This is a genomic window from Rhodanobacter lindaniclasticus (assembly GCF_004799035.1).
GTDB classification, from domain to species: domain Bacteria; phylum Pseudomonadota; class Gammaproteobacteria; order Xanthomonadales; family Rhodanobacteraceae; genus Rhodanobacter; species Rhodanobacter lindaniclasticus.
Map to the genome: position 1 here is coordinate 1 of NZ_MWIO01000068.1, position 17,322 is coordinate 17,322.

16 protein-coding genes and 1 pseudogene are annotated in these 17,322 nt (G+C 70.1%); 16 read left to right on the forward strand and 1 reads right to left on the reverse strand.

Annotated features, from left to right (window positions below; genetic code table 11):
- The 4 genes from B1991_RS16935 to B1991_RS16950 form a co-directional block, all read left to right on the forward strand.
- Nucleotides 1-877, forward strand: an 877-nt coding sequence (locus tag B1991_RS16935; protein ID WP_136259860.1) for a LysR substrate-binding domain-containing protein, incomplete at its 5' end; no start/stop codon positions are given.
- Between the two features lie 67 nt (nt 878-944).
- The gene (locus B1991_RS16940) at nt 945-2,057 is read left to right on the forward strand and encodes an S-(hydroxymethyl)glutathione dehydrogenase/class III alcohol dehydrogenase (RefSeq protein WP_136259861.1); all 1,113 of its coding nucleotides are present in this window, start codon (nt 945-947) and stop codon (nt 2,055-2,057) included.
- A gap of 234 nt (nt 2,058-2,291) precedes the next feature.
- Entirely contained in the window at nt 2,292-3,257 is a 966-nt protein-coding gene (locus B1991_RS16945) for a class I SAM-dependent methyltransferase (protein WP_168709693.1), read from the forward strand.
- Nucleotides 3,258-3,280: 23 nt separating this feature from the next.
- Nucleotides 3,281-3,814: a pseudouridine synthase gene (locus B1991_RS16950; protein WP_136259862.1), complete on the forward strand. Its 534-nt coding sequence runs from the start codon at nt 3,281-3,283 to the stop codon at nt 3,812-3,814.
- A 62-nt stretch (nt 3,815-3,876) separates the two neighbouring features.
- Here B1991_RS16950 and B1991_RS16955 read toward each other — a convergent pair whose 3' ends face one another.
- Nucleotides 3,877-4,674: a TatD family hydrolase gene (locus B1991_RS16955; RefSeq protein ID WP_136259863.1), complete on the reverse strand. Its 798-nt coding sequence runs from the start codon at nt 4,672-4,674 to the stop codon at nt 3,877-3,879.
- A gap of 202 nt (nt 4,675-4,876) precedes the next feature.
- Between B1991_RS16955 and B1991_RS16960 the strand changes: the two genes are divergently transcribed.
- The 12 genes and pseudogenes from B1991_RS16960 to B1991_RS17015 all read left to right on the forward strand — a co-directional run.
- Complete coding sequence (locus B1991_RS16960) at nt 4,877-6,469, forward strand: M4 family metallopeptidase (protein WP_136259864.1); 1,593 nt, start codon at nt 4,877-4,879, stop codon at nt 6,467-6,469.
- 134 nt (nt 6,470-6,603) lie between these two features.
- Nucleotides 6,604-9,054, forward strand: coding sequence for an ESPR-type extended signal peptide-containing protein (locus B1991_RS16965; protein ID WP_168709694.1), 2,451 nt, complete (start codon nt 6,604-6,606; stop codon nt 9,052-9,054).
- Between the two features lie 149 nt (nt 9,055-9,203).
- On the forward strand, nt 9,204-10,934 hold the full coding sequence (gspE, locus tag B1991_RS16970; protein ID WP_136259866.1) for a type II secretion system ATPase GspE: 1,731 nt from the start codon (nt 9,204-9,206) through the stop codon (nt 10,932-10,934).
- 24 nt (nt 10,935-10,958) lie between these two features.
- A complete protein-coding gene (gene gspF / locus B1991_RS16975) occupies nt 10,959-12,176 on the forward strand; it encodes a type II secretion system inner membrane protein GspF (RefSeq protein ID WP_136259867.1) in 1,218 nt (405 codons plus the stop codon).
- Nucleotides 12,177-12,202: 26 nt separating this feature from the next.
- Nucleotides 12,203-12,652, forward strand: a complete 450-nt coding sequence (gene gspG, locus B1991_RS16980; protein WP_136259875.1) for a type II secretion system major pseudopilin GspG — start codon at nt 12,203-12,205, stop codon at nt 12,650-12,652.
- A 26-nt stretch (nt 12,653-12,678) separates the two neighbouring features.
- Nucleotides 12,679-13,182, forward strand: a complete 504-nt coding sequence (locus B1991_RS16985; protein WP_281280645.1) for a GspH/FimT family pseudopilin — start codon at nt 12,679-12,681, stop codon at nt 13,180-13,182.
- Nucleotides 13,179-13,679 carry a prepilin-type N-terminal cleavage/methylation domain-containing protein gene (locus B1991_RS16990; protein ID WP_136259869.1) on the forward strand — a complete coding sequence of 167 codons (501 nt, stop codon included), beginning with the start codon at nt 13,179-13,181 and terminating at the stop codon, nt 13,677-13,679. Before B1991_RS16985 ends, B1991_RS16990 begins: the two co-directional genes overlap by 4 nt.
- Entirely contained in the window at nt 13,676-14,335 is a 660-nt protein-coding gene (locus B1991_RS16995; RefSeq protein WP_136259870.1) for a prepilin-type N-terminal cleavage/methylation domain-containing protein, read from the forward strand. Before B1991_RS16990 ends, B1991_RS16995 begins: the two co-directional genes overlap by 4 nt.
- The gene (locus tag B1991_RS17000; protein WP_136259871.1) at nt 14,332-15,204 is read left to right on the forward strand and encodes a type II secretion system minor pseudopilin; all 873 of its coding nucleotides are present in this window, start codon (nt 14,332-14,334) and stop codon (nt 15,202-15,204) included. The genes B1991_RS16995 and B1991_RS17000 overlap by 4 nt, the downstream gene beginning before the upstream one ends.
- Nucleotides 15,201-16,358, forward strand: coding sequence for a type II secretion system protein GspL (locus B1991_RS17005; protein WP_136259872.1), 1,158 nt, complete (start codon nt 15,201-15,203; stop codon nt 16,356-16,358). The genes B1991_RS17000 and B1991_RS17005 overlap by 4 nt, the downstream gene beginning before the upstream one ends.
- Nucleotides 16,355-16,999 carry a type II secretion system protein GspM gene (gspM, locus tag B1991_RS17010; protein WP_136259873.1) on the forward strand — a complete coding sequence of 215 codons (645 nt, stop codon included), beginning with the start codon at nt 16,355-16,357 and terminating at the stop codon, nt 16,997-16,999. The genes B1991_RS17005 and gspM overlap by 4 nt, the downstream gene beginning before the upstream one ends.
- Nucleotides 16,996-17,322 (forward strand): annotated as a pseudogene (locus B1991_RS17015) (hypothetical protein); the annotation flags it as partial. The gene gspM and the pseudogene B1991_RS17015, both read left to right, overlap by 4 nt.

The window sequence follows — 17,322 nt, forward strand, 5'->3', positions numbered from 1 at the left end:
CCCCCGCCAGGGCAATCTCTCGCGCGCTGCGCGCGAGGCGAACCTCACCGTCAGCGCGCTCAGCCACCAGATGAAACAGCTGGAGGAACGGCTGGATCGACGCCTGTTCGAGCGCGGGCCGCGCGGAGTGACGCTGACTGTCGACGGCAGCTGTCTGCTGGAAGCGGTGGGCGAGCACGTCGACGGCATCGAGCACGCGCTCGGCGCCTATCACGCGCGCCACCACGATGCGCTCACGCTCAGCGCCAGCCCCGGCATCATGTCGAGCTGGCTGGTGCCGCGGCTGCCGAAACTGGTCGCCGCGCATCCGGAGCTGGAGCTCAGCCTGCAATCCGGATCGACCCTGGTGAACTTCGCCCGCGAGCCGGTGGACGTGGCGCTGCGTTACGGCCGCGGCCAGTGGCCGGGGCTCCACTGTGAACGGCTGTTCGGCGAATGGATCGCCCCGGTGGCCGCGCCCGAACTGGTTGCGCGGATGGCCGGCGTCGACCCGCGCGATCTGTCGCGCTGGCCGCTGCTCGGGGAGCCCGGCGAATCGACCCGCTGGAACGACTGGTTCGGCCGCACCGGCGGCACGCGGCCGAAACGCTACGTCGCCCAGTTCGACAGCCTCGATGCGCTGCGCCACGCGGCGCTGGAAGGCCTCGGGGTGGCGCTGGGGCGGATGGTCACCTCCAAGTCGCTGATCGACGCGGGGCGGTTGCAGGTATTGGGCAACAGCTATCTGGCGGTGAAGGAAGCCTACTGGCTGGTGTATCCGCCGCGCTCGCTGGAGCATCGCGGCCTGCAACGATTCCGCGAGTGGCTGCTGGCCGAGGCGGCGGATTACCGCGGGCAAATGTCGGCATTCCGGCCGGATGACCTGGCGGTCGATTGATACCATGGGGGACGGCTCGCATCGAGCGGTGACTTGATGCGCTCCATCCCCACGCAGGAGTCGAACCATGAAATCACGTGCCGCCGTCGCCTGGGCCGCAGGCCAGCCGCTCTCCATCGAACAGGTCGACGTGGCCGGCCCGAAGGCAGGCGAGGTGCTGGTGCGCATCGTTGCCACCGGCGTGTGCCATACCGATGCGTTCACCCTCTCCGGCGACGATCCGGAGGGGCAGTTCCCGGTGATCCTCGGCCACGAGGGCGGCGGCATCGTCGAGGAGGTCGGCGAGGGTGTCACCTCGCTGCAGGTCGGCGACCACGTGATCCCGCTGTACACGCCCGAATGCGGCGAGTGCAAGTTCTGCCGCTCCGGCAAGACCAACCTGTGCCAGAAGATCCGCGTGACCCAGGGCCAGGGCCTGATGCCCGACGGCACCTCGCGCTTCTCGCTGGATGGCAAGCCGCTGCTGCATTACATGGGCACCAGCACGTTCAGCGAATACACCGTGCTGCCGGAGATCTCGGTGGCGAAGATCAACAAAGCCGCGCCGCTGGAAAAGGTCTGCCTGCTCGGTTGCGGCATCACCACCGGCATCGGCGCGGTGCTCAACACGGCGAAGGTGGAGCCGGGTGCCAGCGTGGCGGTGTTCGGGCTCGGCGGCATCGGCCTGTCGGTGGTGCAGGGCGCGGTGATGGCGAAAGCCGGCCGCATCGTGGTGGTCGACACCAACCCGGCCAAGTTCGAGATGGCGAAGCTGCTCGGCGCCACCGACTGCATCAATCCGAAGGACTACCCGGACACGCCGATCCAGCAGGTGGTCGTCGAGCTCACCGACGGCGGCGTGGATTATTCGTTCGAGTGCATCGGCAATGTCCACGTGATGCGTTCGGCGCTGGAGTGCTGCCACAAGGGCTGGGGCGAGTCGATCATCATCGGCGTGGCCGGCGCCGGCCAGGAGATCAGCACGCGGCCGTTCCAGCTGGTCACCGGCCGCGTGTGGCGCGGCTCGGCATTCGGTGGCGTAAAGGGTCGCTCGCAGTTGCCCGGCTATGTCGACCGCTACCTGGCCGGCGAAATCCACATCGACGAGATGATCAGCCAGGTGCTGCCGCTGGAGCGCATCAACGAGGCATTCGAGCTGATGCATGACGGCAAGGCGATCCGCTCGGTGATCCATTATTGAGCCACGCTCGCCGGCATCCGGGATGCCGTAGAATGGGCAAATGAAAGGGGCGGACGCACGGCCTGCCCCACGTGTCCACCTGGTCTGCACGCTCTTTCCGCCACATTGGCCACCATGAACCGCTTGTGCCTCACCAGTCCCGCGACGGCCGCGTCCCCGCGCGGGCGGTTGCACGAAGCGTTCGGGCACCTGCTGCATCGCTTCTGGATGGCCTGCGGGCCAGGGAGTCAAACGATGAACCAAGCGAACCAAGCCAGCCACCCGTCGCGCGCACGGCCACGATCGTCGTTCGCCTGGCTGCTGATCGCCGCGCTGATACTGCCGGCGACGGCATGTGCGCAACAGGTGACCCCGGGCGCCTCCGCCGAACCGGACCAGCCCGGCGACGCCCTGGTGCCGCCCACCAGCGCCAGCGATTTCACCGCCACGCAACTGGACCAGGTGCTGGCGGGAAGCTGGCGGTCGCCGGCCAACCAGGCGCGCGACGTCTACCGTCACCCCAAGGCCACCCTGCAATTCTTCGGCGTGCAGCCGGACCAGACGGTGATCGAGATCACCCCGGGCGGCGGCTGGTACAGCGAAATCCTGGCGCCGCTGCTCAACGACAACGGCCACTACATCGCCGCGGTGGCGGCGCCGCGCGACGGTGCCGAAGCGCGACGCGACGACAGCGCGCTGCATCGCCTGTTCGCTGCCGATCCGGCGCATTACGGCAACGCGAAGATCGTCGAGTTCAACCCGCGCGCGCCGGTGTTCGGTCCGCCCGGATCGGCGGACACGGTGCTGACCTTCCGCAACGCGCACAACTGGGTCCAGGCGGGTACCGCGCCGGCCATGTTCCAGGCGTTCTTCCAGGTGCTGCGACCGGGCGGCGTGCTGGGCGTGGTCGATCATCGCGCCGCACCCGGAGCCACCCTGGAGGCGGTGAAAGGCAGCGGTTACCTGCCTGCCGACTACGTGGTGAAGCTGGCCGTCGACGCCGGCTTCGTGCTCCACGGCAGCAGCGAGGTCAACGCCAATCCGCTGGATACGCACGACCACCCCAAGGGCGTGTGGACGCTGCCGCCCACGCTGACCCTGGGCGAGCAGGATCGGGCCAGGTACCAGGCGATCGGCGAGTCGGATCGAATGACCCTGCGCTTCGTCAAGCCGGCCGCGCCGGCGAGTGCCGCCACTGCCGCCGCCACGTCCGCCCGGTAATCCGGGCGGTCGCTGCACCCGTCATGCTGCTGGCGCTCAACAAGCCGTATGGCGTGCTTTGCCAATTCACCGACCGTGAAGGCCGCGCCACGCTGGCCGATTACGTCGCGCAAACGGACGTCTATGCGGCCGGACGGCTGGACCGCGACAGCGAAGGCCTGCTGCTGCTGACCGATGACGGCGCGCTCGCGCACCGGCTCACCGACCCGCGCCACAAGCAGGCCAAGACCTATCTCGTCCAGGTCGAGGGCTGCATCGACGAAACCGCGTTGCAGGCGTTGCGCCGCGGCGTGAGGTTGAACGATGGCCCGACCCTCCCGGCCGAGGCCGCCTTCGCCGCCGAACCGGACTGGCTGTGGCCGCGCGATCCGCCGGTGCGCTTCCGCCAGTCCATCCCCACCAGCTGGCTCAGCCTGACCCTGCGCGAAGGCCGCAACCGCCAGGTGCGCCGGATGACCGCCGCGGTCGGCTTCCCGACCTTGCGCCTGATCCGCGTGCGCGTTGGCGAGCATGCGCTGGACGGCCTGGCGCCCGGCGAGTCGCGCGTGCTGTCGTAGGGCGGGCACTGCCCGCCGATCTTCGTTTCCCGAGAGGAAAAGCCTGGCGGGCAGTGCCCGCCCTATGGCAGCGGCGGCAATCCGAAGAACGCCTCGGCGGTCGCCGTGCTGTTCGCCGCGGTGACTTCCGCGCTCTCGCCGCGGTCGCGGGCGATCTCCTCGCAGATGTGCTTGAGGTACATCGGCTCGTTGCGCCGGTGCGCCGGCGGCGGACGCACCGTGCGCGGCAGCAGGTAGGGCGCGTCGGTCTCGATCATCAGCCGGTTGGCCGGAATCGTGCGCACCAGTTCGCGCAGGTGGGTGCCGCGGCGTTCGTCGCAGATCCAGCCGGTGATGCCGATGTGGCAATCCAGCGCGAGGTAGTCGCGTAGCGCCGCGCCGGTATCGGTGAAGCAATGCACCACCGCGCCCGGCACCTGGTCGCGGTAGCGCCGCAGCAGCGCGACGAAATCGTCGTGCGCATCGCGCTGATGCAGAAACAACGGCTTCTGCAGATCGACCGCGATCTGCAGCTGGCGTTCGAACACGGCCAGCTGTACCTCGCGCGGCGAGTAGTTGCGGTTGTAGTCCAGCCCGGTTTCACCGATCGCACGCACCGCCGGGTCGTGCGCCAGCTCCCGCAGCAACGCCTCGGTGGCGTCGTCGAAGTCGATAGCGTGGTGCGGGTGCACGCCGGCGGTGGCGAACAGGCGGCCGGCGTGGTCATGCGCCAGGGTCAGTGCGTGGCGGCTGCCGTCGGCAGAGGCGCCGGTCACGATCATGCGGCCCACGCCGTGCTCGCGGGCGCGCGCCAGCATGGCGTCGAAGTCGTGCCGGAACGATTCGTGGCCGAGGTTGGCGCCGATGTCGATGAGCTGCATGAAGGGCCTGTGCGGAGCGTGAAATGGGCGACGAAAAAACACGAGTGTGGACAGGTTCTCGGAATTTTTCCAATTGACGGACCGCGCGCCGCTCTCCTAGGGTCGCCGATTCGCTGCTCCGGGGAGGGCAGCGGAATCCAGCTGACCGTGCGGCGCCTGCGCGCCGCCACGGCAGATCGTCTGACTGTTTTGGGGGATGGAAATGCTCAACAAGAAACTCGTCGCTGCCCTGGTCCTGGCCCTGGGTGGCGTCACCGCCGGGTCGTGCCTGGCAGCGACACCGCTGCACATCCACGCCGGTGCGATGGGCCGGATTGCGCCGGCGACGCTGGCCAACCGACTGGGCCTGGGTACGGACGCCTCGTTCGTGGCCGAGCGCCAGTTGCGCACCGCGCACGGCACGCTGAAGTCGCGCGAGCGGCAGACCTGGCGTGGCGTGCCGGTGTACGGCCGCAGCGTAGTGGTGGAACGCAACACGCGCGGCGCGGTGCTGTCGGTGGCCGGCTCGGCCGAGCGCGACATCGGCGCGCAACTCGCCACGGCACAGCCGCGGCTGACGGCGGCGGCTGCCACCGCTGCGCTGCGCCGGCACAGGGGTGACACCAGCCTGGCTGCGCGCAATCTCGCCAGCGAGCTGTTCGTCTACCCGCAAGCGGGTGCCGCGCCGCGACTGACCTATCGCGTGTCCTACGTGCTGGACAACCACGGCCAGCCGACGCGACCGACCGCGATCGTCGATGCCAACACCGGCGCCGTGCTCAAGCAGTGGGACGGGCTCACCCACGGCCGGCGTCCGCCGGGTGGTGGCAGCGCGCCCACCGCGGTCACCGCGACCGGCCCGGGTGGCAACACGCTGACCGGCCTGTACAACTACGACAACTCCGGCCCGGGCCGCGAGCGGCTCGACGCGGTGCGCACGGGCAGCGTGTGCTACCTGCAGAGCGCCAACGTGGCCACCTACAACCTGGGTGGCGGCCAGCGCGTCACGCAGTGGTCGTTCGGCTGCCCCGGCAGCAACCCGGCGCTGTGGCTGAGCCAGGGCGACGCCATCAATGGCGCGTACTCGCCGATCAACGACGCCCATCATTTCGGCGGCGTGGTGCATGACATGTACAGCAGCTGGTTCGGCGAGCCGCCGCTGACGAACGCCGACGGCTCGGCGATGCAACTGTCGATGTGGGTGCACTACGGCACCAACTACGAGAACGCGTTCTGGGACGGCAGCGAGATGGTGTTCGGCGACGGCGACCAGTACTTCTTTCCCTTCGTGGTGCTCGACGTGACCGGGCACGAGATCAGCCACGGTTTCACCGAACAGCATTCGGGCCTGGAATACACCGGCCAGTCCGGCGGCATGAACGAGGCGTTCTCCGACATGGCCGGCGAGGCGGTGAAGTACTTCGACCGCGGCAGCAACGACTTCATGGTCGGCGCGGACATGGTCAAGCCGGCCACGGTGCCGCTGCTGGGCATGGCGGCGCTGCGCGACATGTGCACGCCGAGCAACGATGGCGCGTCCATCGACAGTGCGCGTGACTACAACGACGCGCTCGACGTGCACTACACCAGCGGCGTGTACAACCGCGCGTTCTGCCTGCTGGCCAGGACCGGCGGCTGGAACACGCGCAAGGCGTTCGAGGTGTTCCACGACGCCAACGCGCTGTACTGGGGGCCGCAGGAAACCTTCGACGGCGGCGCCTGCGGGGTGGAGCAGGCCGCCACCGACCGCGGCTATGCCGAAGCCGACGTGGCCGCCGCTTTTGAAGCGGTGGACGTGGCCTGCCCGGCGCACTGAACCGGGTCGTTTCCCTGAAGCCGGAACCGGGCGTGGCCGGCAGCATGCCGCGCGCGCCGGTTCCGCAACATCACACGCAAGGCGCCGCTGCGCGATCCGTCGCGCGGCCGCGTCGCACAGGAGAGTTTGAAGTCATGAACACGATTTACAGCAAGATCTGGAATGCCGCGCTGGGCGCGGTGGTGGTGGCCTCGGAGCTGGCCTCGCGCCGCGGCCGTCGCGGCAGTTCGCGCCTGCGCCTGGTTGCCGCCGGCGTGCTGGCCCTGGCACTGGCGCCGCTGACGATCCACGCGCAGACCGCGGCCGCGAGCTGCACCTACACCGTCGACGGCGTCACCACCACCGTACCGGCCACGCCCACCGGCGACGGCGCCTTCGCCTGCGGCGTGGATGCAGCCGCCAGCGGCGACAACGCCAGCGCGTTCGGCTCCAACGCCAGCGCCACCGACGGTTCCACCACGGCGGTGGGCGGCAACTACGTCGACACCGACGGCACGGTGTACGGCACCGAAGCCAGCGCGTTCGGCGCGACCGCGCTGGGCGCTGGCGCCGGTGCGGACGGCTTCGACAGCACGGCGGTCGGTTCGCTGGCGTATGCCACCGGCCAGGGCGCGTTCGCCGGCGGCAGCAACGCCGGTGCCGACGGCTACGACAGCGTGGCGCTGGGCGCCAACGCGCAGGCATCGGATCGCGGCAGCATCGCGATCGGCGGCGGCGACCCGGACCCGTCCAACGGATTCCTCGCCACCGAGGCGCAGGGCGAAGGCTCGATCGCGGTCGGCTCGCTGGCCGCGGCGGAAGGCCGCGGCGCGATGGCGCTGGGCTACCAGACCGTGGGCATTGGCGACAACGCCACCGCCACCGGCAACGGTGCCTGGGCACAGGGCGCCGGCGCGACCTCGGTCGGCGGCGCGGCCTACACCGGCGCCGATGCGGCCACCGCAGTGGGCAACAACGCCGCCGCGCTGGCGCAGGGCGCGCTGGCACTGGGTGCGGACAGCCATGCCGAAGGCGTGCTGTCGATCGGCATGGGCTCGCAGGACAGCAACGGCTACGGCGGCGCCATCGGCGCACAGTCGCTGGCGCTGGGTTACAACAGCGGCGCGCTGAATGCGGGTACGGTCGCCCTGGGCGGCTACAGCGCCGCGCCCGGCTTCCTGGGCACGGCGCTGGGCTACAACTCGATGGCCATCGGCGACTACTCCCTGGCCAGCGGCGCGGGCGCAGCGGCCAGCGGCGCCAGCAGCGTGGCGGTGGGCGAGAACTCGGCCGCCGGCGGCGACGAAAGCGTGGCCGTGGGTGGCAGCGCCGCCGGTGGGCAGTTCGTCACCGAGGCGTCGGGCATCGGTGCGACCGCGCTGGGCGCCGGCAGTTACGCCACCGGCGACTATGCCGCGGCGTTCGGCTGGCTGGCCGGCGCCGATGCAGCCAACGGCACCGCGCTGGGTTCGGGCGCGTGGGTGCAGTCCACCGCCGACAACGCGGTGGCGCTGGGCGCGCAGTCGCTGGCCGATCGCGCGGATACGGTCTCGGTGGGCAGCGTCGGTTTCGAGCGCCAGATCACCAACGTCGCCGCCGGCACCCAGGGCACCGACGCGGTGAACCTGGACCAGCTCAACGCGCTGCAGGCGCAGCTTGACCTGGCCGGTACCGCGCTGGGCGACAACACCGCGGCGATCAGCACCAACACCGCGGCGATCGGCGCGCTGGACGGCCGCGTCACCACCATCGAAGGGCAGATCGGCGATCTGCAGCAGAGCACGATGGAGCTGGGCGCGGTAGCGATCGACACCGCGGGCGACGGCAGCGACGACGCCAACGCGCTGGCCGGCTCGAAGGGCGTGGCGATCGGTTCGGCAGCCTCCGCCGGCGGCGATCACGCCACCGCGATCGGCGGTGACAGCCATGCCGCCGGCGCCAACGACACCGCGCTCGGCGGCAACGCCAGGGTGAATGCCGACGGCAGCACCGCGGTGGGCGCCAACAGCACGGTCGCCGCGACCGCCACCAATGCGGTGGCGCTGGGCGAGGGCGCCTCGGTGACCGCTTCCGGTGCCGTCGCGCTGGGCCAGGGTTCGCTGGCCGATCGCGCCAACACGGTGTCGGTGGGCACGGCGGCGCATAACCGCCAGGTCACCAACGTGGCGGCCGGCAGCCAGGCCACCGATGCGGCCAACGTGGGCCAGGTCGAACAGGCGCTGGTGACCGCCAAGACCTACGCCGACGCCAATGCGCAGCAGACCCTGCAAAGCGCCAACGCCTATACCGACGCCAAGTTCGCCAGCATCGCCTCCACCGCCGACGTGAACGGCCTGCGCGACCAGATGAACGAGCGCTTCCATGGGGTCGACAAGCGCATGGACCAGGTCGGCGCGATGGGCACGGCGATGTCGCAGATGGCGTTCAGCACGCAGGGCATCAACACGCCCAACCGGCTCGGCGTGGGCGTGGGTGGCTACCGCGGCGAAGCGGCGCTCTCGGTGGGTTACTCGCGGCAGCTGTCGCCGCGTGCCAACCTCACTTTCGGCGCGGCGGTGAGCGGCAACGAAGCTTCCGGCGGCGTGGGCGTCGGCTTCGGCTGGTAAGACGCCGGAGGCGGCGGGCCGCTGGATGCCCGCCGCCTCCGTTTCACGGCGGGTAATGTCCTGCAGCCGCCGTTGTGATACGAATGACGTTTTCCGCGCGGTGTCGGGGGGCGCCGCGCGACGGGCATGCATCGAACGTGAGGTGACGGATGTCGGCAGCCATCGAGCCGGCGGGTGGCGGGGCAGGCGTGGACGACGACCGCGAGGCCGCTGTCTGCGCCTGGCTGGTCGCGCGCGGGCGGTTGAAGGATGCCGACCTGGGCCGGGCGCGGCGCCTGCACGAGGAATCCACCGAGGGCACGCTCACCACGCTGATGGCGCGGCTGGGCCTGGTTTCCGAACGCGACCTGGCCGAGGCCTGGGCCGAACTGCTGCAGGTGCCCCTGCTGTCCGCGCGCGACGCGCCGGAGCTGCCGCCGGCCGACCTCGACCTGTCGCTGCGCTTTCTCAAGCAACAGCATGTGGTGCCCGTGCAGGAAGGCAAAAACGGGCTGGCCCTGCTGGTGGCCGACCCGGCCGATCCATATCCGCTGCAGGCGGTCGAGCTGGCCGCTGGTCGTCCAGTCGCCTTGCGCGTGGGCCTGCGTTCGGAAATCGATGGCCTGATCGAGCGCTACTACGGCTCCGGCCGTTCCGCGATGGGCACCATCGTGGAGAACCTCGACGGCAGCGCCGCCGAGGAGGACGACGTCGAGCACCTGCGCGACCTCGCCTCCGAGGCGCCGGTGATCCGGCTGGTGAATCTCATCCTGCAGCGCGCGGTCGAGCAGCGCGCCTCCGACGTGCACATCGAGCCGTTCGAGAACCGGCTGAAGGTGCGTTACCGCATCGACGGCGTCTTGCATGAAGTGGAAGCGCCGCCGTCGTCGTCGACCGCCGCGGTGATCTCGCGCGTGAAGATCATGGCGCGCCTCAACATCGCCGAGCGCCGCCTGCCGCAGGACGGCCGCATCCAGTTGCGCGTGCAGGGCAAGGAGCTCGACCTGCGCGTGTCCACCGTGCCGACCAGCTTCGGCGAATCGGTGGTGATGCGTATCCTGGATCGCGAATCGGTGGTGTTCGATTTCGAATCGCTGGGCTTCACCGACAGCTTCAAGCAGCGCTTCGTCGAGGTGCTGAACAAGCCGCACGGCATCCTGCTGGTCACCGGCCCGACCGGTTCGGGCAAGACCACCACGCTGTACACCGCGCTCAGCCAGATCAACACCAACGACGTGAAGATCATCACCGTCGAGGACCCGGTCGAATACCAGCTAGAAGGCATCAACCAGATCCAGGTGAAGCCGCAGATCGGGCTGGATTTCGCCGGCGCCCTGCGCTCGATCATGCGCCAGGACCCCGACGTGATCATGATCGGCGAGATGCGCGACCTGGAAACCTGTCGCATCGCGATCCAGTCCGCGCTGACCGGCCACCTGGTGCTTTCCACGCTGCACACCAACTCCGCCGCGGGCGGCGTCACCCGCCTGCTCGACATGGGCGTGGAGGATTACCTGCTCGGTTCCACCATCAACGGCATCCTGGCGCAGCGGCTGGTGCGCCGGCTCGATCCGGAAACCGCGATCCCCTACGAGGCGCTGCCCGAGGTCATCAAACAGTTCGAGCTGGAGAAATACACCGACGAACGCCCGATCCGGCTGTGGAAACCCGGCACCAGCGCGGCGAATCCCAGCGGCTACCGTGGCCGCCGCGCGATCATGGAGTTCCTCACCATGAGCGACCCGCTGCGCCGCCTGGTGATGCAGCGCGCCAGCGAGGGCGAGATCGAGAAACAGGCTCGCGCCGAAGGCATGCGCACCATGTACGAAGACGGCATCGCCAAGGCCGTCGCCGGCATCACCACGCTGGAGGAGGTGATGCGTGTCACGCAGGAAGGCTGAGTCCCGGCTCGCGAGGCGCGCCCCGTGAGCCAATACCGCTACAAGGCCGTCAACGACGCCGGCGAAACGCTGCAGGGCCAGATGGAGGCCGCCAGTGTCGAGGAGGTGATCGCGCGGCTGCAGGATCAGGGGCATACGCCGCTGGAGGCGCACTCGGCGGAGGGCGCGGCGACGGGTACTGGCCTGGGCGGCATGTTCAAGCGCGGGCCGTTCAGCGGCGACCAGCTGGCGCTGTTCACCCATCAGCTGGCGACCCTGCTCGGTGCGGGCCAGCCGCTGGACCGCGCGCTGAGCATCCTGCTCGATCTGCCCGAAGGCGAGTCGGCGAAGAAACTGATCGAGCGGGTACGCGACCGCGTGCGCGGCGGTACCACCCTGTCCGCGGCGCTGGACGAGGAGCACGGCGTATTCCCGCGCCTGTACATCAGCCTGGTGCGCGCCGGCGAGGCGGGCGGGTCGCTGGAGGAAACCCTGCGCCGGCTGGCCGACTACCTGGAACGCGCGCAGGCCCTGCGCGGCAGCATCACCAATGCGCTGATCTACCCGGCGTTCCTGATGGTCGGCGTGCTCGGCTCGCTGGTGCTGCTGCTGGCCTATGTGGTGCCGCAGTTCGTGCCGATCTTCCAGGACATGCAGGTACCGATTCCCTGGATCACCGCGGCGGTGCTGGCACTGGGCAACCTGCTGGCGGACTGGTGGTGGCTGATCGCGGTGCTGCTGATCGGCGGCGCGCTGGTGTGGCGCGCGCGGTTGCGCGATCCGGCGGCGCGACTGGCCTGGCACACGCGCCTGCTGGGGCTGCGCGTGATCGGCCCGCTGCTGCTGAAGATCGAGACCGCGCGCATCGCCCGCACCCTTGGCACCCTGCTGCGCAACGGCGTGCCGCTGCTCGGCGCGCTGACCATCGCGCGCCAGGTCACCGGCAACCTTGCGCTGGACGCGGCGCTCGGCGCGGCGCACGACCAGGTCAAGGGCGGCGCGGGGCTGAGCCTGGCGCTGGGCCAGTCGAAACTGTTTCCGCGCCTCGCCCTGCAGATGGTGCAGGTGGGCGAGGAGGCCGGCCAGCTCGACGGCATGCTGCTGAAAGTGGCCGACACCTTCGAACTGGAATCGCGTCGCTCGATCGACCGCCTGCTGGCCGCGCTGGTACCCGCGCTGACCATCGTGATGACCGTGCTGGTGGGCATCATCATGGTCGCGATCCTGCTGCCGCTGCTGAGCATGACCAGCAGTATTCAATGATCTGGAAGGAGAGATTGGCAATGGCTATGGCAACGGGAATCGACACCCGGGATACGCGCTCCCGCTGCGTGCGTGCAAGGCGCGCCGGCGGCTTCACCCTGCTCGAGATGCTGGCGGTGATCGCGCTGATCGGCATCGTCGCGGTGGCGGTGATCACCAAGGTCATCCCGAGTTTCGACAAGGGCAAGTACAAGACCGGCAAGATCCAGCTGAGCACGCTGTCGCAGGACATCGACAACTACATGCTCGACAACGGCACGCCGCCGCAGCAGCTGGTCGACCTGGTGAAGAAGCCCGGCAACGCGCCGAACTGGCAGGGTCCGTACGCCAAGGAGTCGCAGCTGAAGGATCCCTACGGCCACGACTACGGCTACCAGTACCCCGGCCAGCACGGCAAATACGACCTCGTCTTCTACGGCGAAGACGGCAAGCCGGGCGGCGACGGGTTGAATGCGGATGCCGGCAACTGGCAATGAAACCGGCCATCGGGAATCGGCAAGAGATCGGCACGGCGCGCTTCCATGCGAATCGCCCGCGCTGCGAACTTTTCCGTTCCCGGCGCGCCCGCGGCTTTACCCTGCTCGAGATGCTGGTGGTGATCGTGCTGATCGGCCTGGCGGCGGTGGCGGTCTCGGTGTCGGTGACGCGCGGACTGGCCGGGGCGCGGGTGCGCGCGGCCAGCAGCGAACTGGCCGGCGCGCTGCGGGCGACCCGCGCGCAGGCGATCGTGCACGCAAACGAGCAGACCTTCGACGTCGACACCCGCGCCAACAGCTACCAGGGCGCCAACCACCGTGACGTCGCCCTGCCCAAGGGCCTTGAGGTCAGCATCACCAGTGCGAAGGAAGACCAGCCCGGCGAGCACGTCGGGCGCATCCGCTTTTTCCCGGACGGCAGCTCCACCGGCGGCCGCATCACGCTCAAGGCCGGCCGGCGCGAGTGGCATGTCAACGTATCCTGGCTGACCGGCGAAGTGCGCGTCGTCGATACGGCGGCGGTGCCATGAGAGCCGCGGTTCGGCACGGGGAATGCGAAAGCCGGCACGGCGTGCGGGTGCCGCTGTTCCGCGCCTGCTCCCGCTCTCCCGAATCCCGTTCCGCATCCCGGCGCCACGCCGGCTTCACCCTGCTCGAGGTGATCGCCGCGATCGCCCTGCTGGCGATCGCCTTCACCGTGCTGATGCGCGTGGCGGGCGGCTCGACCCGCCTGAGCCAGAATGCCGCCGACCACAGCGAGGCGGCATTGTGGGCACGCAGCCTGCTCGATACGGCCTTCACCAGCGAGCCGCTGCAGCCGGGCAGCACGTCGGGGCGTTTCGACCAGCGCTTCCGCTGGCGGCTCGATGTCGCGCCCTGGCGTCCGGGCTCGACCCCGGCGCAGGCGCCGCTGCAGCTCTACCAGCTCGACCTGGAAGTCTCCTGGGGGCCGGCGACACACCCGCAGGCGGCCCACTTCCGCACCTTGCGGCTGGCCGCGGCGGAGCCGGCGCAGGCGCTGCCATGAAACGCGCCGCCGGCTTCACCCTGCTGGAGATCCTTGCCGCGCTGGTGTTGCTGGCGCTGTTGCTGCTGGGCGTGTATTCGGGCATCGCCAGCGCCAGCCGCAGCGTGCGCTCGGGCACGGCGATGATCGAGCGGATGGACCAGCTGCGCGCGGCGCAGCAGTTCCTGCGTCGCGAACTGGCGCAGAGCCTGGCCGCGCCGATCAGCCGTACCGACCGCGGCGAGCCGGTCTATTTCCAGGGCAGTGCGCACGAGATGCGCTATGTCGCGCCGTTGCCGGGTTACCTGGGCAAACTCGGGCCGCAGTTGCAGCAGTTGCAGCTGGTCGACGACGGCGCCGGCGGCCTCCGTCTGGAACTGCGCCTGGCCCTGTTGCCGCCCGACGGCAGCCCGCCACAGGCGCTGGGCGAACCGCAGGTGTTGTTCGATCACGTTCGCGAGGGCAGCTTCCATTACCGCGGCGTCGATCCCGACGGCGCGGCCTTGCCGTGGGCGGGCGAATGGACCGGCGACCGTTCGCTGCCGCAACTGGTGCGCATCGAGCTGCAGCCGCAGGATCGCGCCAGCTGGCCACGGCTGGACATTCCCCTGCGCATCGAGCCGGTCCGTGCCGACGGCCTGCCGCGCAACGGTTTGCTGCGGCGCAATTCGCCATGAACCGCCGCTTGCCGAAGGCGTCGCGCCAGCGCGGAGTGGCCCTGCTGCTGGTGCTGTGGGCGTGCACCTTGCTGGCGATCCTGCTCGGCGGCTACGCCGCGCTGGCGCGCACCGAAGGCCTGCAGGCACGCTACCAGTTCGCCAGCACGCAGGCGCATTACGCCGCCGAGGCCGGCCTGATGCGGGCCATCTACGGTCTGCAGGATCCCCGCATCAAGCAGCGCTGGGTCGGCGACGGGCGGCCCTACGAGTTCGTCTACGACCACGCCAGCGTGGTGGTGCGCTCCATCGACGAGGACGGCAAGGTCGACCTCAACGCTGCCACGCCCGACGTCCTGCAAGGCCTGTTGCGCGCCGCCGGGTTGCGGCCGGAGCAGGCCGGCGAGCTGGCCCGGCGCATCGTCGACTGGCGCAGCCCGCCGGACCTCGCCAACGAAGCGGACAGCCAGCGCGCCGCCTACGCCGCTGCCGGCCGCGATTACGGCCCCCGCGGTGGTCCGTTCGTGACCGTCGAGGAGGTGCAACTGGTGCTGGGCATGACCCCGGCGCTGTATCGGCAACTGGCGCCGGCCCTGACGATCTGGTCCGGCAGCCCCAGCCCGAACCCGAACACCGCGCCGCCGCTGGCGCTGCAGGCAATCCCCGGAATCACGCCGCAGCAGTTGGCCGAGATCCGCGCCACCCGCGCGAGGAACGCCGATGATCCGAGTCTGGCCCTCAACAACGGAACCACGCATAGTATTGAATCCGTCGCCACCCTGGCCGACGGGACGAGCGCGGTATTGCGCGCGACGATCCGCATGCAGCCGGGGCTGGGTGGCGTGAAACCATACGCCGTATTGCGCTGGCAGGAGGGGAAGTCCGAATGAGTACGGCGATGCCGTCGCTGCGGCCGGGCTGGGAGCGTGTTCGCCGTCGTTGGCGCGCTTCGCCGCTGCCCGCTTTCCTCGCCTGGTGGGGCGGCGAATTGCGTGCGTTGCTGCCGCTGCGATGGCGCAGCTGGTTTGCCGATGGCACGGACTGGTACCTGCTGCAGGTCGATGGTGACTCCTGGTCGCTGCGCCGGCGTGGCCATGCCGAATCGCTGGCGCAGTGGAACGAGGCGGTCGAGGGCATGCCCGCGACCGCCTTCGCGGTGGCGTTGCAGCAGGTCGATCGCGAGGATCTGCGCGTCGCGCTGCTGCTGCCGGCGGCGCAGGTGCTGCGCCGCAGTCTGTCGTTGCCGCTGGCCGCGCGCGACAACCTGCACCAGGTGGTCGGTTTCGAGATGGACCGGCAGACGCCGTTCGGCGTGGCGCAGGTGTACTACGCCGTGCGCGAGTTGCAGGCGGCCGCGCCGGCCGGGCGCTGCCAGGTGGAGCTGGTCGCGGCGGCCCGCGCCGGCGTCGATCCGCTGCTCGCGCGCCTGCGCGCGCAGGGCATCGCGGTGGACGCGGTGGACGTGGCGGCGGCCGACGACCGCCTCGGCGTGAACCTGTTGCCGCCGGAGCAGCGCCCGCGTCGCGTGCATCCGCGGCGACGGCTCAACCTGATCCTGGCCGCCGGGGTGGTGTTGCTGTTGCTGCTGGTCGGCCTCGAATGGCGACACAATCGCGAGGCCGCACTGGCCACCATGCAGGCCGAGGTGGCCGCCATGCGCGGCGACGCTGCGCAGGTGGCCTCGCTGCGCCAGCAACTGCAGGATAACGCCGGTGCCGCCGGTTTCCTCGCCCAGCGCAAGAAGGACACCGTCGGCATGCTGGAGCTGCTGCGCGACGCCACCGCGCGCCTGCCCCAGGGGACCTGGCTGGAGCGCTTCAGCGTCGACAATACCGGCCAGATCGGCATGCAGGGGCAGAGCCAGCAGGCGGCCAAGCTGCTCGATGCGCTGAAGGATTCCAGCGTGATCACCGACGCCGGCTTCCAGGGCAGCATCCAGCCCGATGCCAGCACCGGCAAGGAGCGCTTCTACCTCACCGCGCGCGTCAGGCAGGCCGCGACCGCCGGGCCGGCCGCGTCCGCCAGCAGCGGGGACGCGCCATGACGCGCCGGGTACTCGCGCCGCGCGAGAGCCGCATTGTCGCGGTGGCCTTGCTGCTGCTGCTCGTGCTGCTGGCCTACCTGGTGTTGCTGCGCTGGTGGTTCGTGGCGCCGCTGCAGCAGATCCACGAGGAGATGGCGCACCTGCGCGACACGCACAGCCGCTACGCCGCCGCGATCGCGGAGAAGCCGGCGCTGCAGCAGCGCCTCGCGGAAATGGGTGCCGGGCAGGCCGCCAGCGAAGCGTTCCTCGCCGCCAGCGATCCGAACAACGCCGCCGCCGACCTGATGCAGCAGGTGGTCGACGTGGTCGGCCGCAACACCCGGCGCGGGCGTTGCGTGGTGAGCCAGAAGATGCCGTTGCCGCCGCCGCCGGCATCGGCCGGCGAGCCCTATCGCAAGGCCGCCGTCAGCATCAGCCTGAGCTGCGACGTCGAGCCGCTGGCGGCAGTGCTGCAGGCGCTGGAGCAGGGCCGGCCGTATCTGTTCGTCGACGACCTCAGCATCTACCGCAACCCGGTCGCCGCACAGCGCGAGCAGGGCGCGCCGCTGGAGGTGCAGTTCACGCTCACCGGTTACGTGCGCCCCTCGGCCGGTGCACCTGCACCTGCGCCGGCCGATGCCGATGCCGGAGCCGCGCCATGAACGCCGCCCAGCAACGTCGGCTCACCCCCGTGCTGGCCGGCGTGGTCGTGCTGCTCGGCATCCTGTTGCTGGTGCTGCTGGGCGGTGTCGGGCGCGGCACGCGCTGGGCACCGCCGCGCACGCTGCCCGCGCTGCCGTCGGCGGACCGCGCCGACCTGCCGCAAGCCACACCGCTGCAGCAGTTCAGCGTGGTCTGGGACAAGCCGCTGTTCAATCCCGACCGCAAGCCGGTGGCGCACGCCAGCGAAGGCGGCAGCAACCTGGGCGACCTGGAGCTGACCGGCATCATCATCACCCCGAGCTTGCGCATGGCGCTGCTGCAC

Coding starts and splice junctions, on each gene's coding strand:
- B1991_RS16955 (WP_136259863.1), bottom strand. CDS start 4,674: ATGCAGCTCATCGACATCGGCGCCAACCTCGGCCACGAATCGTTCCGG.
- gspE (WP_136259866.1), top strand. CDS start 9,204: ATGTCGGCAGCCATCGAGCCGGCGGGTGGCGGGGCAGGCGTGGACGAC.
- B1991_RS16940 (WP_136259861.1), top strand. CDS start 945: ATGAAATCACGTGCCGCCGTCGCCTGGGCCGCAGGCCAGCCGCTCTCC.
- B1991_RS16995 (WP_136259870.1), top strand. CDS start 13,676: ATGAAACGCGCCGCCGGCTTCACCCTGCTGGAGATCCTTGCCGCGCTG.
- B1991_RS16960 (WP_136259864.1), top strand. CDS start 4,877: ATGCTCAACAAGAAACTCGTCGCTGCCCTGGTCCTGGCCCTGGGTGGC.
- B1991_RS16965 (WP_168709694.1), top strand. CDS start 6,604: ATGAACACGATTTACAGCAAGATCTGGAATGCCGCGCTGGGCGCGGTG.
- gspG (WP_136259875.1), top strand. CDS start 12,203: ATGGCAACGGGAATCGACACCCGGGATACGCGCTCCCGCTGCGTGCGT.
- B1991_RS17000 (WP_136259871.1), top strand. CDS start 14,332: ATGAACCGCCGCTTGCCGAAGGCGTCGCGCCAGCGCGGAGTGGCCCTG.
- B1991_RS16950 (WP_136259862.1), top strand. CDS start 3,281: ATGCTGCTGGCGCTCAACAAGCCGTATGGCGTGCTTTGCCAATTCACC.
- B1991_RS16945 (WP_168709693.1), top strand. CDS start 2,292: ATGAACCAAGCGAACCAAGCCAGCCACCCGTCGCGCGCACGGCCACGA.
- B1991_RS16990 (WP_136259869.1), top strand. CDS start 13,179: ATGAGAGCCGCGGTTCGGCACGGGGAATGCGAAAGCCGGCACGGCGTG.
- B1991_RS17005 (WP_136259872.1), top strand. CDS start 15,201: ATGAGTACGGCGATGCCGTCGCTGCGGCCGGGCTGGGAGCGTGTTCGC.
- gspM (WP_136259873.1), top strand. CDS start 16,355: ATGACGCGCCGGGTACTCGCGCCGCGCGAGAGCCGCATTGTCGCGGTG.